A 13432-nucleotide genomic window follows, 5' to 3' on the forward strand; every position below is an offset into this window, starting at 1 on the left:
GTCGCCCGGCAGATCACCGCTTGCGCGGAACGGAAACGGCCCCCGCATCGCTGCGAGGGCCGAACCGAATTCCGTCACCGGATGCGCGATTACTGCGCGTCCTTGATGAACTTCACGGCGTCGCCGAAGGTCTGGATGGTTTCGGCGGCGTCATCGGGGATCTCGATGCCGAACTCTTCCTCGAAAGCCATGACCAGCTCGACCGTGTCGAGCGAATCCGCGCCCAGATCGTCGATGAACGAGGCGTTTTCCGTCACCTTGTCCTCTTCCACGCTCAGGTGCTCCACCACGATCTTCTTCACGCGCTCTGCGATGTCGCTCATCTTCATCCTCGTTCGTTGCGGCCCCGCTCGTCGTCCGGCGCCTTCGTTTGCGTTCTGCCTCTCGGCCCGCTCATGGGGTGGCGGGCATTTGCCCTACCCCCTGCCGAAAACCATAGCGCCCCCGGCAAAATCTGCGCCGCCTATAGCATAGAACAAGACAAGCGCAACGGCCTTCGCGTCATCCTGTCCTCCGCCGGCGCCTCGGTCAGATCATCGCCATGCCGCCATTCACATGCAGCGTGGTGCCAGTGACATAGCCTGCCTCGGGGCTGGCGAGGTAAAGTGCAGCCGCCGCGATCTCGTCGGCATGGCCCATCCGCCCCGCCGGGATCTGGGCGAGGATCTTGCCCTTTTGATCTTCGTTCAGCTTGTCGGTCATCGCCGTTTCGATGAAGCCGGGCGCGATGCAATTGACCGTGATGCCCCGGCTTGCCACCTCGTAGGCAAGGCTTTTCGACATGCCGACCATCCCGGCCTTGGAGGCTGCGTAATTCCCCTGACCGGGGTTGCCCGTGGCCCCCACGACCGAAGAGATGTTGACGATCCGGCCCCACCGCGCCTTCATCATGCCGCGCAAAACACCCCGGCAAAGCCGCATGGTGGAGGTCAGGTTGACCTCGATCACCTGCGCCCATTCCTCGTCGGACATGCGCATGAACAGGTTGTCGCGCGTGATCCCTGCGTTGTTCACAAGGATATCGACCGCGCCCATCGCCTCCACGGCCTGTTTCGGCAGCGCCTCGACCGCAGCGGCATCGCCAAGGTTGCAGGGCAGCACATGCGCCCGTCCGCCCAGCTCGGCGGCCAGCGCCTCCAGCGGTTCCAGCCGCGTGCCCGACAAGGCCACGGTCGCACCTGCGCCATGCAAGACGCGCGCGATCCCGGCCCCGATACCGCCCGATGCGCCCGTCACAAGCGCGGATTTTCCCGTAAGGTCGAACATTCCTGCCCCTTTCCTTGTCTCAATTCGTTGTCGTCAGACCAAAGCGCGCGATATCCGCCTCGGTCAGGATGTATTGGCCCTGCGCGGCACGCGTCTCGGCCATGAAAGCCGCAAAATCCGGTGCGCCCAGAACGGCCTCGACAAATCTTTGCCGATCGCCCTCGGCGGCCGTGCTTTGATCGACGGCCACACCGGCCTGACGCTGCACGGCGTCACCCTGCAAGACCAGCGCGCCGCCCGCCATGCTGCGCGTCACGCCGCCGAGAAACAGGAAGATCGCGTCGTTCACCACGACACCCTCGACCCGCGTGGCGAGACCCTGGGCGCGAATCAAGCGGCCCATGCCGGTGACCCAGTTCACGTCATCCGCGCCGGGAATATCCCCAAGCGCCAGCGTGGTGAGACCGGGGTTTTCCTCCAGCAAGCGGTCCAGCCGGTCCGCCGCTGCTCCGGAAATCGGCCCCGAGATGCGCAGTACCGCCCCTTCGACCGAAAAGGCCGTCGCGCCTTGATCCATCATCCGCACAAGGACCGCACCGCCCACGCCGAGCGCAAGGACCACGGCCAGCGCGATGCCCAGCCTCTTAAGCATCCTTGAGGCTTTCGACGGCGGCGCGCACTTCGGCGGCCGATCCGATACTGCGCGTCTCGACCTCGCGCGCGATGCGCTTGACCATGCCGCTCAACGCCTTGCCCGCGCCGATTTCCCATGTCTCGGTCACACCGTTGGCGGCCATCCACGCGACGCTTTCGCGCCATCGCACGCGTCCCGTCACCTGTTCCACCAACCGCGCGCGGATCGCGTCGGGATCGCGCGACGCCTCGGCGGTGACGTTGCCGACAAGCGGCACGGCAGGCGCATGAAAGGCCACGGTTTCAAGCGCTTCGGCCATGGCGTCGGCGGCGGGCTGCATCAACGCGCAATGGAAGGGGGCGGAGACCGGCAGCAGCAGCGCGCGCTTTGCGCCCTTGCCCTTGGCGATCTCGACCGCGCGCAGGACGGCGGCGTGGTGGCCGGAAATGACCACCTGAGCGGGGTCGTTGTCATTGGCGGCGGTGCAGACCTCGCCTTGCGCGGCCTCCTCTGCCAGCGCCATCACGGCCGCGAAATCGAGCCCAAGGATTGCGGCCATCGCGCCCTCGCCTGACGGGACGGCCGCCTGCATCGCCTCGCCCCTCAGCCGCAACAGCCGCGCGGCATCCGATACGCTCAGCGCGCCAGCCGCGCACAGGGCGGTGTATTCCCCCAGCGAATGGCCGGCGACAAACGCCGCTGTCGTCACCTCGACCCCTTCGGATTTGAGCGCGGCCATGGCAGCCATGGAGGTCGCCATCAACGCGGGCTGCGCATTGCGCGTCAGGGTCAGGCTGTCCTGCTCCCCCTCCCAGATCAGCGTCGACAGCTTTTCGCCCAGCGCGGCATCGACCGCCTCAAAGACCTCGCGCGCCGCCGGATAGGCCTCGGCAAGGTCACGGCCCATGCCGATGGTCTGCGCCCCCTGCCCGGGGAAAAGAAAGGCTTTCGTCATCATGTCCCTCAGCGTCACCTGTCGGGACGGGCTACCCGAAGCCCGCCGCCTGCGCAACGCTGGAGGCCCTGTTGCGGCAGCGCGGTGCCGCGCACCGCACTCAATCGTCGGCGTCGATCCGGATATCGTCCCAGCGGTTGCACTGGCCGGGTGACTCGACACCGACCCAGATACTGACAAGACCGTTCAAGGCCGAGAGGTTGTCTCTGATCCGAATGCGGTTGTCGCTGCGGCCCTCGTCTTCGGCGTACCAATTGCCTTGCGCATCCCGCAACAGGAGCGACAGCGCACAATTGTTGCTTGTCCGGATCCGGAACTCGTCCCAACGGTTGGTGAAGCCCGACAGGTTCAGGGTAAAGGTCGGATTGGCGTAGAAATAGCCGTTACCGGGCAAGCCGGGGCAGCTCGTGGCAGCCGTCGTGCCCATGCCCACCATCGTGCCGCGCAGGTCGTTGTCCTCCAACTGGTCGGCGGTGACGGCAAATGGCTGCGCGATGTAATCGCCCGAGGGGCACCCCTCGACCGGGCTGTCCACGATCTGCGGCCCCGAAGGCGCGGGCGGAGGAGGAGGAGGCGGTGGCGGCGGAGGAGGCGGCGGCGGCGGAGGCGGCGGCGGAGGCGGCGGCGCGGGTTCCGGTTCGGGCTCGGGCTCGGGCTCGGGTTCCGGCGCCGGATCGGGCGCGGGATCTGGGGACGGGTCCGACACCGGAGTGATCGGCTCGGGCGGTTCGGCGTCACCCCAGTATTCGCGCGGCGGGATCTCGAGCGACGAGGTCCAGGAAGCGTCGAAATACGGCGACTGCACCTCGTCCCGTACGCCCCGGCTGTAATCGGTGATTGTACCCTGCCCCATTTCCAGCGCGACCATCGCGGCCCCGGTCGCAAAGGCGGTGATGATGACCCAATCCACCGTGGCCACGCCCCGCGTGTCGCGGGCGAAACGCCGGAGCGGGGCAAGTCGGAAGTCTGAGGGACGAATCATGGCGGTGTCCTGCCCATGGGGCGCGGGGTTGCGTTTCTCCTTCCTGATGGCTGGGGCGGATGGTAAAAATGTGGCTGCAACGTGATGGCAATTTGGTCCTGCACCGGTGGCTGCCTGAATCAGCCCTGTCCCGGGGGGAGCGGGGCTTGCCACGACGGCGCGCGTGGTCTATCCACCGCGGGTCTCCGCCGCAGTTCATCCTGATCGGCGCTCTACCTCGTGGTCCGGGGGGCGGAGATGCGAATGCCCCGGCCTTTGAAAGACGCCCGTAACAGAACTGGAGCTTCCATGCCTCTCTACGAGCATGTGATGATCGCGCGCCAGGACCTTTCCGGCACGCAGGCCGAGGGCCTGATCGAACACTTCGGCACCGTCCTGTCCGACAACGGCGGCAAGGTGGTCGAAAGCGAATACTGGGGCCTCAAGACGATGGCCTACAAGATCAACAAGAACCGCAAGGGTCATTACGCCTACATCCGCACCGACGCGCCCTCCGAGGCGGTGCAGGAGATGGAGCGCCTGATGCGCCTACACGAAGACGTGATGCGTGTCCTGACCGTCAAGGTCGACGCCCACGAAGATGGTCCCTCTGTCCAGATGCAGAAGCGCGACGAGCGCGACCGCGGGGACCGTGGCGATCGGGGTGACCGCGGCGATCGCGGTGACCGGGGTGATCGTGGCGACCGCGGCGAACGCCGCGAGCGCCGCTGAGAGGAAGGAACACGACCATGGCAGCAAAACCGTTTTTCCGTCGTCGCAAGTCGGATCCCTTCGAGGGCGATGGCGCCCCAAAGATCGACTACAAGGACGTTCGCCTCCTGCAGCGCTACATTTCCGAGCGCGGCAAGATCGTGCCCTCCCGCATCACCGCGGTCGGCGCCAAGAATCAGCGTAAACTGGCTCAGGCCATCAAGCGCGCGCGGTTCCTGGCCCTTCTGCCCTATTCCGTGAAGTAAGGAGACGATCCGATGGAAGTCATCCTGCTCGAACGCGTGGCCAAGCTGGGTCAGATGGGCGAGGTCGTGACCGTCAAGGACGGTTACGCCCGCAATTTCCTTCTGCCGCAGAAAAAGGCCCTGCGCGTCAACGACGCCAACCTCAAGACCTTCGAAGCGCAGAAGGCGCAGCTTGAGGCGCGCAACCTCGAGACCAAGAAGGAAGCCGAAGCGCTTGCCGCCCGTCTGGATGGTCAGCGTTACGTCATCATCCGTTCGGCCTCTGACGCCGGTGCGCTCTACGGGTCGGTCACGCCCCGTGACGCTGCCGATGCAGCGGCCGAGGCCGGCATCACCGTCGACCGTCGCCAGGTCCAGATGACCCGGCCGATCAAGGAACTGGGCTTGCACGAGGTTCTCGTGGTGCTCCACCCCGAGGTCGAGGTCACGATCGTCCTGAACGTCGCCCGCTCCGTCGAAGAGGCCGAGCTTCAGGCTTCGGGCAAAACGATCCAGGAACTGGCCGCCGAAGAAGAAGCGGCAGCCGAATTCGAGATCGCCGAACTGTTCGACGATATCGGTGGCGCACAGAGCGACGACGACGAGGGCGACAGCCGCGAAGGCTGATCCACCCAAGTGTTGCTCGCGAAATTGTCAGGCCGCACCCACCGGGTGCGGCCTATTTCGTTGTTCGAAACCGGTCCGGAGATGTCATCATGCGCGCCATACCCATTCTCGCCCCCGCCTTGGCGGCCACCCTTGTTGCAAGCGGTGCGGCGGCAGAACCGTGGCCCGACGGGGCGGCGAACCGTCCCGACATCACCCCCGCCTTTGCCCAACAGACGGAGGCGCAGGCCGTGGTCACCAGCCCCGCCCCGACCTTGGGACAAGTGGCAGATGGTCTCGACACGCCGTGGGCGATCGACGTCCTGCCGGGCGATGCAGGCTATCTGGTGACCGAACGGGGCGGAACGCTGCGCCATGTCGCCCGCGACGGAACCCTGTCGGCACCGATCGCGGGCGTGCCCGAGGTCGTGGCCGAACGGCAGGGTGGATTGCTCGATCTGGCGCTGGCCCCGGATTTCGCCCAAAGCCGGGCGCTATACCTGACGTTTTCCGCGCCGGAACCGGGCGGGCAATCGGCAACGGCGGCCATCCGCGCCACCCTGTCGCCGGATCTCTCGTCCCTCGGCGACGTGACCGAGATTTTCCGCCAGACCCCGCCCGCCAGCACACCCGGACATTACGGCAGTCGAATCGTACCGCTGCCCGATGGGACGGTGGCGATCACCACGGGGGATCGGATGCGCCACGCCGCCCGCGCGCAGGACCCAGGCACCGCCTATGGCGCCGTGATCCGTATGCGTCCTGACGGATCGGCGCCGCCTGACAATCCCTTTGTCGGGCAGAGCAATGCGCTTCCGACGCTTTACAGCTACGGCCACCGCAACCTGCAAGGCGCCGCTCTCGACGGCGATGGCCGCCTCTGGACGCTGGAACACGGGCCCGCAGGCGGCGACGAATTGAACCTGATCGCCCCCGGCGGCAATTACGGCTGGCCTGTTGCCAGCTACGGCGTGAATTACAACGGGGCCGAGATCGGCGACGGGCGCAGCGCCCATGCCCCCGATTTCACGCCGCCGCGCTACTACTGGGACCCGGTGATCGCGCCGGGGGGCATGGTGGTCTACAACGGCGCGATGTTTCCCGAATGGCGGGGCGATATCCTTGCCGCGGGGCTGATCGCGCAGGCGGTTGTCCGGCTCGACCTGCAGGGCGACAGTGTGATGGCCGAGGAACGACTGGCCGAAGGGGTGGGCCGGGTACGCGACGTGGCCATCGACCATGACGGCGCGATCCTCTTCGTCACCGACGAGGGCGCTGCATCCCGCCTGATGCGGCTGGCCCGCTAAAATCGCCCAGACATGAAAAGGCCCCCGGCATGGCCGGGGGCCCCGTTCCCTTGACGCGGGAAACCCGTCAGCTGTGCCAGGTTTCCAGCTCGATCGTCGCCGAACAGGCGCTGCCGCTGTAGCTGCCGACCCAGACATCCAGCCGCCCGTTCAGCATGAACATGTTGGTCAGGTCCAGCCGCGGGTTCAGGTTGCCGTTGGAATCGTCATCCAGATACCACTGGCCATCGGGTGTCCGCACCAACAGCACGGTATCGCAAGATGCCTCGCCCTCGATCTCTAGCCGCCCGTATTCCTGCATGCCGGACAGGAAAAAGCTGAAATTCGGCTGGGCGTTGAAATAGCCGTTGCTCGACACCGGCAGGCCGCAGGCGGTCAACTGCTGGCTGCCGCTGGCGGTGGTGTAGTAATCCGTCGGGCTGTAGAGCGCCGATCCCGTCGTGGTCACCGGCACGCCCTGCATGCTGGGGTTCGGACAGCCACCCATGGTCATCCCGCCTTGCGGCATGGTGGAGGCCGTGCGGAAGGTGATCGTACCTTGGCAGGTCGAGGCGCCGAAACCGCCCACCCAGATGTCCACCTTGCCATTCAGCGTACTCCCGTCGACCACCAGCTGCGGCTGCAAACCGTTCGTGTCGTCGTTGAAATGCCACTGGCCGAAGGCGTCCCGCAGCAGCAGCGTCGGGTCGCAATCCGACGTGATGTCGGTGGTGAACTGGAACCCGTCCATCTGCGACATGTAGAGGGTGAAGCTCGGGGCCTCGGTTGCCGATCCCCAAGCCCCAAGCTCGGGGCAGGACGACAGGTCATGTGGCCCGCCGACGGTGGCCATATAGGCCTGCGGCTGCAACAGCTGCGCCCCGGCCAGCGTCAGCGAGGGGCCGACCATGTTGGGATTGGGGCAGATCGCGACCGGGACCGGAACAGGTGCGGGGACCGGCGCGGGGACCGGTGCCGGCATCGGCACGGGAACCGGTTGCGGCGCGGTCTGCGCGGGCTGCGGCGCCATGGGCGCAGGCGTACCCGGCAAGGGCGGCGGCATGACATTGGCAAGCGCCGCACCCGGCACGCTGCCGGTCGAGGGTGGGGCGACAGGCATGGCCGCATCGGCCTGCGCCAGCGTCAGGCTGGCCGCGCAATCGCCTCCGGCAAAGGTGCCGACCCAGACATCCACCTGCCCGTCCAGCGCCGCCCCTGCGGGGATCGTCAGGCGCGGATCGAGGTTGCCATTCGCATCATCGTTGAAATGCCACGCGCCATCGGCGCTGTTGACCAGCATGGCCGCATCACATTCGGAGGTGACGGCCAGCACCACGTCCTGCGGGAAGCCCCCTTCGACGACGAAAGAATAATCGGGCGCGCTGCGGAACTGACCAAAGCCGAGCATCCCCAGACCGCATTGATCCAGACGGTTCTCGCCCCCCGCGCTCAACGCGATGCTTGTCGGGACGGCCAATTGCCCCGCGCTGAGGTTGGTCGCGCCCTGCGACATGTTCATGGCAGGACAGGCCACCGCCGCGGTGGTCCCCGCCAACCCGCCCAAGAGAGTGAATACCAACAGACGCATCGGAAGTTCCTCCAGCTGATGCTTCGGCCCTCTTCATGCCGTGGGCCCTTTGCGCGACTGGCTTGAGCCTAGACCGCGCCGGTGCACGCCGGAATTGCGGAAACCCTGACCCTGCAGTCTGGCAAAGCTTACCCCCGCGCCTTGCATCGCGCCAGAAAAACCACGAACGGCACATTCGGACCGTGTGCCAAGGAAAAAGGGCGGCCCGAGAAAGGCCGCCCCATAGCGAATTTTGCACCATGTATGCCGCAGCGCCGGTCAGGCGCGCGGGATCATTCGTCTTCCAGCGCGTCGACGGCAGCTTTCAGATCGTCCTTGGTGATTTCCTTTTCCGTCACCTCGGCCAGTTCGACGATGAAATCGACGACCTTGTCCTCGAACAAGGGTGCGCGGATCTGCTGCTGCGCGGCCTGGTTGGACTGGATGAATTCGAAGAAGGCGCGCTCCTGACCCGGATACTGGCGAGCCTGCATCATGATCGCTTGCGTCATCTCCGCGTCCGAGACCTTGACCTCGTTCTTCTGGCCCAGTTCGGCGAGCAGGAGGCCCAGCTTCACGCGGCGCACCGCAAGCTTGGTGTGCTCCTCGGTCGGCGTGATCTCGGGGTGGTCATGGCCGTGCACGTCGGGGTTTTCCTCGTGCCACAGCTGGTGCGCGATCTGGCCCGCCTCGGCTTCGACCAACCGCGAGGGCAGGTCAAAGGTCACCAGCGTGTCCAGCTGGTCCAGCAGGCTGCGCTTGAGCACCTGGCGCGCGGCACCGGTGTATTCGGCGGCCATGCGCTCGGAGATCTGGCCCTTCAGGGCATCGAGGCTTTCGGCACCGTATTTCTTGGCCAGCTCGTCATCGACCTCGGCCGGAACGGGCTTTTTAACGTCCTTGACGGTCACGTCGAAGGTCACGGCCTTGCCTGCCAGATGCTCGGCACCGTATTCCTCGGGGAAGGTCACTTCGACCACCTTCTCCTCGTCCTTCTTCAGGCCGACAAGCTGCTCCTCGAAACCGGGAATGAACGACCCCGAACCCAGCACCAGCGGGTAATCCTCGGCCGCGCCGCCGTCGAAGGGCTCGCCATCCAGCTTGCCCAGGAAATCGATCACGACCTGATCGCCATCGGCGGCCTTGCCCTTCTTGGTCTCGAAATTCTGCGCATTCTCGGCAAGGTTTTTCAGCGCCTCGTCGATATCGGCATCCGACGGCTTGGCGACCAGCTTTTCCAGCTTCACGGCCTTGAAGTCGATCTCGGGGATCTCGGGCAGCTTTTCGTAGGACATGGAGACGACGATATCGTCGCCTTCCTTCCAGTCCTCGTTCACCATCTTGACGTCGGGCTGCATCGCCGGACGGTCGCCGCTGGCGGTCAGGTGGTCCTGCATCGCGCCGTCCACGGCTTCCTGCATCGCCTCGCCCAGCAGGCGGGGGCCGAACTGCTTGCGCAGAAGCGCCATCGGCACCTTGCCTTTGCGGAAGCCCTTCAGCGCCACTTCCGGCCGCGCTTCTTCCAGCTTTTCGGTCACGCGGGCATCAAGATCGGACCCGGTGATGGTGATCTGGTATTCGCGCTTGAGGCCCTCGGCCAAGGTCTCGGTGATCTGCATCGCATCCTCACGAAAGTCGGGGCCGGACCGGGCAGCGCTCTGCAACCCGGGACAACCCGATGGCGTCACGAAATTTGCGTCCTTCTAGGGTTGCGGGACGGGCACTGCAAGCCGAATCCCGGCCCTCCGCATGCCCTGCCCCGGCTCTGACGCAAATCTGCGGTTTTGCGACCGGGAAAACCGCCGATTTGCCTGCAAGCGCCCGGGTTACGCCGCGCGCTTCGGCCCGGCGCCCACTTCCAACCTACCCGGCCCCCAGCGGCTCAGGTCGTTTTCGGACACCGCCGCGCGCAGCCGCTCCATCCGGTGGCGCCGCTCCATCCCGTCCATCTCCAGCGCCTGCAGGATGCTGCGATCCATCGCCCGGTTGGAGAAGGGATTGACGATCAGCGCGTCGCTCAATTCCACGGCCGCGCCTGCGAATTCCGACAGGACCAGAACCCCCTCGCCGTCCACGCGCGAGGCGACGAATTCCTTGCACACAAGGTTCATCCCGTCCGCCAGCGGCGTGATCCACGCGACATCCGCCGCCCGGTAATAGGACACCAGTTCATCGAACGGGATCGCGCGGGAAATCAGCGCCACGGGCTGCCATTCCAAGGTGCCGAACCGCCCGTTGATCCGCCCCGCGATCTGTTCAATCTCGTTCTGGATATCCTCGTAGGACGACATGTTGCGGTTGGCCGACACCGACACATGCATGAGCCGCACCTTGCCGCGCAGCTCGGGATTGGCCTCCAGCACGCGCTCGAAGCTCTGCAATTGCTGCGCGCCGCCCTTGGTATAATCGGTGCGCCCGACCGACAGGATCAGCTTGGCCGGTCCCAGATCCTGCCAGATTTCCTTGACGCGGGCCTCGGTCTCGGGGCGGCGGGCGCGGGTCTCGATGAACTCCGTCGCCACACCCAGGGGGCAAATGCTCACGCCCGTCTCATGACCGTCATGGGTGATCGTCTCGCGCATCACCCGTTCGGTCAGGGCCGTGCCTTCGGTAAACCACTTGTCTGGCACGCGGATGGGCGGGCTGACCTCCACATCGAACAGGCTGCGCACCACCGAGACGAAATTCGCGGCATAGCGCGGAATGTGGAACCCCACGTCGTCACAGGCCAAGAGGCTTTCCACGATCTGCTTGCGCCACGGCAACACGTTGAACATGTCCGCCGAGGGAAAGGGCGTGTGATGGGTGAAGGCGATGCGCAGATCGGGCCGGATCGCGCGCAGGTAGCCGGGCACGAGCCACAGGTTGTAATCATGCACCCAAACGAGCGCGCCTTGCGCGGCTTCCTCGGCGGCGGCTTGGGCGAAAAGCTTGTTCACCTCCTGGAAATTCTCCCAGTCGACGGGATCGTAATTGTAGCGTTCCTTGAAGGAATGGAGGATCGGCCAGAATGCCTCTTTCGAGGAGACATGGTAGAATTCCCGCACTTGCCGCTCGGTCAGCGGCAAGCGCGAGACGGTGTAGCGCCCATGGGCATCATCGATCTCGACCCGCTGGTCGAACCCGGGGTTGTCTGGGTCCTCGGCCAGTTTCCACGCCACCCATGCGCCGTGGTTCACAGAGCCGAAAAATCCCTTCAACGTCGGAACGATCCCATTGGGGCTCTTGTTCTCACGAAAGACGGTCTTTCCGTTTTCCTCAACCTCTTCATAGGGTTGACGATGGTAGACGATCACCAGATCGGATGCCATGGACGCTACCCTCCCCTTACGCGAACAATTTGTGGTGCAAGATCGCCTCGGCGATGCCGGCAACCCCTTGCTGGCGGGCAGCATGGACATGAGGCAGCTCGGCCACCCGTTCCAGCAGCGCGGGTTCCGAATTGCCGACTGCAACGGCGGGCAGGCCCATCGCCAGCATCGACAGGTCGTTGAGCGTATCGCCCGCAACCAGAACCTTGCGGCTGTCCACGCCCAGATGGGTCAGCAGACGCAACAGCGACGGCCCCTTGCTCACATCCTTGGGCAACACATCGAAAAAGCGGTGGTCCGACACCAGCGCGTCCAGCCCAAGCCCCGCCACGATGTCGAGCGCGCGCGGCTCGAACTGGTCGGGGTCCATGTCATAGCTCACGCGAAACCGGAACCCGGTGGACTGCAGGCGCAGGCCGCCAACACCCTGCAGCGCGGCCTGAACACGCATGCCCGCGTTGTTCCAAGCCTTCTCGATCTCGCCCTCAAGTTCGGGGATCGGGTTGAGGAAATGGTCTTCGTCGACCGCGGCGATGGTGGTTCCCACGTCGCCCACGACGTAGTCGGGCTTGGGCACACGGCGCTTGCGCGTCAATTCGCGGACATAGCCCGGATCGCGCCCGGTAACAAAGATCAGGCCAACGCGCGCGCGCGTCCCCTCGATCCAGTCATAGAACTGCCGGCGCTCGTCTTCGGTGCCCCCGAGGAAGGTGCCGTCAAGGTCGGTGGCAAGGATGAAATCCTTGTCCGCAATGGATTTGGTCGGGAAGGTTTCGTGACGGGTCATGCGATCCTTTCTGCAAGTGTTGCGATATCCTTGTCGGTCGCGGGATGCGAAAACGACAGGTCCATGGCGCGGGGTTCCGCCTCGATGGGGCGTGCCCACAAGGCGGCAAAGGCTTCGCCCAGCGGGCGGCCTTCGTGCAGGATGGACCGGACCGTTTCGCAAATCGGCAGGTCCACCCCCAGTTTGCGCGCCAGATCCGTGACCGAGGTGGCATTGACCTCCCCCTCGACCACGACGGGCGCGCCGTCGAAACAGGCCGCGCGCGCCACGCCGCGGCCCAATTGCAGGCCAAGGGCCATGTTGCGCGATGTCGGGCTGGAACAGGTCAGCGTCAGATCGCCCACCCCGGACAGGCCGGTGACGGTCTCGCGCCGCCCACCCAACGCCTCGGCCAGTCGCTTCATCTCGTCCAATCCGCGCGTGATCAGCGCCGCGCGCGTGTTTTCCGCAAAGCCAGCGCCGGTCATCATCCCGCAGGCGATGGCGATCACGTTCTTCAACGCGCCGCCGATCTCGACGCCCACAAGGTCATCAGAGACATAGGCGCGGAAACTTTCCGTCGACAGCGACAGAGCCAACCGCACTGCCGGGCTTTCGGCGGGGTTCAGGCGGTCGGCATAAGTAAACGGAAACGCGACGGTCGCGGCGGTCGGATGGCCAAGCGCCGTCTCGACCGCAAAGGTCGGGCCCGACACGCATCCGACGGGGCGGCGGCCCAGTTCCTCCTCGGCCACCTGTGTCATCAAAAGGCCCGTTTCCGCCTCGATCCCCTTGGCGCAGACCGCAACAGGCATGCCCGGCGCGGCATGTTCGGCCACGGCGCGCGCGACCGACCGGACGGATCGCGACGGTACCACGATCAGCGCCACGTCAACCCCGGCCAGCGCGTCCGCCAAGGCGTGAACGCCGAACAAGCCCTCGGGCAGGTCGACATCGGGCAGGAAATCGGGGCTTTGTCTCGTGCGGTTGATCTGGTCGATGACCGCGCGATCCCGACCCCACAGCTGTGTGCGCACCCCTGCCCGCGCAAGCGTCGCCGCCAGCGCCGTGCCCCACGACCCCGCGCCGATGACGGCGGCGCTGCGATAGCGATTGGCATGGGACGGAAGCGGATCGCCGGACAGGGATTGATGTCGCATGGAACCTCCGGGGATCGGAACGGG

General features: G+C 65.6%; 14 protein-coding genes. 4 read left to right on the forward strand and 10 right to left on the reverse strand.

Annotated elements, in window-relative coordinates; translation table 11 throughout:
* Positions 1 to 89: 89 nt before the first annotated feature.
* The 5 genes from QQK63_RS14765 to QQK63_RS14785 form a co-directional block, all read right to left on the reverse strand.
* Complete coding sequence (locus tag QQK63_RS14765; RefSeq protein ID WP_277828576.1) at positions 90 to 323, reverse strand: acyl carrier protein; 234 nt, start codon at positions 321 to 323, stop codon at positions 90 to 92.
* A 205-nt stretch (positions 324 to 528) separates the two neighbouring features.
* A complete protein-coding gene (gene fabG / locus QQK63_RS14770; RefSeq protein ID WP_277828578.1) occupies positions 529 to 1266 on the reverse strand; it encodes a 3-oxoacyl-[acyl-carrier-protein] reductase in 738 nt (245 codons plus the stop codon).
* 19 nt (positions 1267 to 1285) lie between these two features.
* Positions 1286 to 1858: a hypothetical protein gene (locus QQK63_RS14775; RefSeq protein WP_277828580.1), complete on the reverse strand. Its 573-nt coding sequence runs from the start codon at positions 1856 to 1858 to the stop codon at positions 1286 to 1288.
* Entirely contained in the window at positions 1851 to 2795 is a 945-nt protein-coding gene (gene fabD, locus QQK63_RS14780; RefSeq protein WP_277828582.1) for an ACP S-malonyltransferase, read from the reverse strand. Before fabD ends, QQK63_RS14775 begins: the two co-directional genes overlap by 8 nt.
* 100 nt (positions 2796 to 2895) lie before the next feature.
* The gene (locus QQK63_RS14785) at positions 2896 to 3777 is read right to left on the reverse strand and encodes a hypothetical protein (RefSeq protein ID WP_277828584.1); all 882 of its coding nucleotides are present in this window, start codon (positions 3775 to 3777) and stop codon (positions 2896 to 2898) included.
* Between the two features lie 288 nt (positions 3778 to 4065).
* Here QQK63_RS14785 and rpsF point away from each other — a divergent pair, with 288 nt between their 5' ends.
* From rpsF to QQK63_RS14805, 4 genes are all read left to right on the forward strand, one after another.
* Positions 4066 to 4488, forward strand: a complete 423-nt coding sequence (rpsF, locus tag QQK63_RS14790) for a 30S ribosomal protein S6 (RefSeq protein ID WP_277828586.1) — start codon at positions 4066 to 4068, stop codon at positions 4486 to 4488.
* 17 nt (positions 4489 to 4505) lie between these two features.
* Entirely contained in the window at positions 4506 to 4733 is a 228-nt protein-coding gene (gene rpsR, locus QQK63_RS14795; protein WP_277828588.1) for a 30S ribosomal protein S18, read from the forward strand.
* A gap of 12 nt (positions 4734 to 4745) precedes the next feature.
* Positions 4746 to 5339, forward strand: a complete 594-nt coding sequence (gene rplI, locus QQK63_RS14800) for a 50S ribosomal protein L9 (protein ID WP_277828590.1) — start codon at positions 4746 to 4748, stop codon at positions 5337 to 5339.
* An 89-nt stretch (positions 5340 to 5428) separates the two neighbouring features.
* Positions 5429 to 6625 (forward strand): PQQ-dependent sugar dehydrogenase, encoded by a 1197-nt coding sequence (locus QQK63_RS14805; RefSeq protein WP_277828592.1) that lies wholly within the window; start codon positions 5429 to 5431, stop codon positions 6623 to 6625.
* A 67-nt stretch (positions 6626 to 6692) separates the two neighbouring features.
* Here QQK63_RS14805 and QQK63_RS14810 read toward each other — a convergent pair whose 3' ends face one another.
* The 5 genes from QQK63_RS14810 to QQK63_RS14830 form a co-directional block, all read right to left on the reverse strand.
* Complete coding sequence (locus tag QQK63_RS14810) at positions 6693 to 8192, reverse strand: hypothetical protein (RefSeq protein WP_277828594.1); 1500 nt, start codon at positions 8190 to 8192, stop codon at positions 6693 to 6695.
* A gap of 272 nt (positions 8193 to 8464) precedes the next feature.
* The gene (gene tig / locus QQK63_RS14815; RefSeq protein ID WP_277828595.1) at positions 8465 to 9790 is read right to left on the reverse strand and encodes a trigger factor; all 1326 of its coding nucleotides are present in this window, start codon (positions 9788 to 9790) and stop codon (positions 8465 to 8467) included.
* A gap of 207 nt (positions 9791 to 9997) precedes the next feature.
* Complete coding sequence (gene ggpS, locus QQK63_RS14820; RefSeq protein WP_277828597.1) at positions 9998 to 11482, reverse strand: glucosylglycerol-phosphate synthase; 1485 nt, start codon at positions 11480 to 11482, stop codon at positions 9998 to 10000.
* 16 nt (positions 11483 to 11498) lie between these two features.
* Positions 11499 to 12269 (reverse strand): HAD family hydrolase, encoded by a 771-nt coding sequence (locus QQK63_RS14825; RefSeq protein ID WP_277828599.1) that lies wholly within the window; start codon positions 12267 to 12269, stop codon positions 11499 to 11501.
* Positions 12266 to 13408, reverse strand: a complete 1143-nt coding sequence (locus QQK63_RS14830) for an NAD(P)H-dependent glycerol-3-phosphate dehydrogenase (protein ID WP_277828601.1) — start codon at positions 13406 to 13408, stop codon at positions 12266 to 12268. The genes QQK63_RS14825 and QQK63_RS14830 overlap by 4 nt, the downstream gene beginning before the upstream one ends.
* Between the last annotated feature and the right edge of the window lie 24 nt (positions 13409 to 13432).

It is taken from the genome of Roseicyclus marinus, from assembly GCF_030163795.1.
GTDB classification, from domain to species: domain Bacteria; phylum Pseudomonadota; class Alphaproteobacteria; order Rhodobacterales; family Rhodobacteraceae; genus Roseicyclus; species Roseicyclus marinus.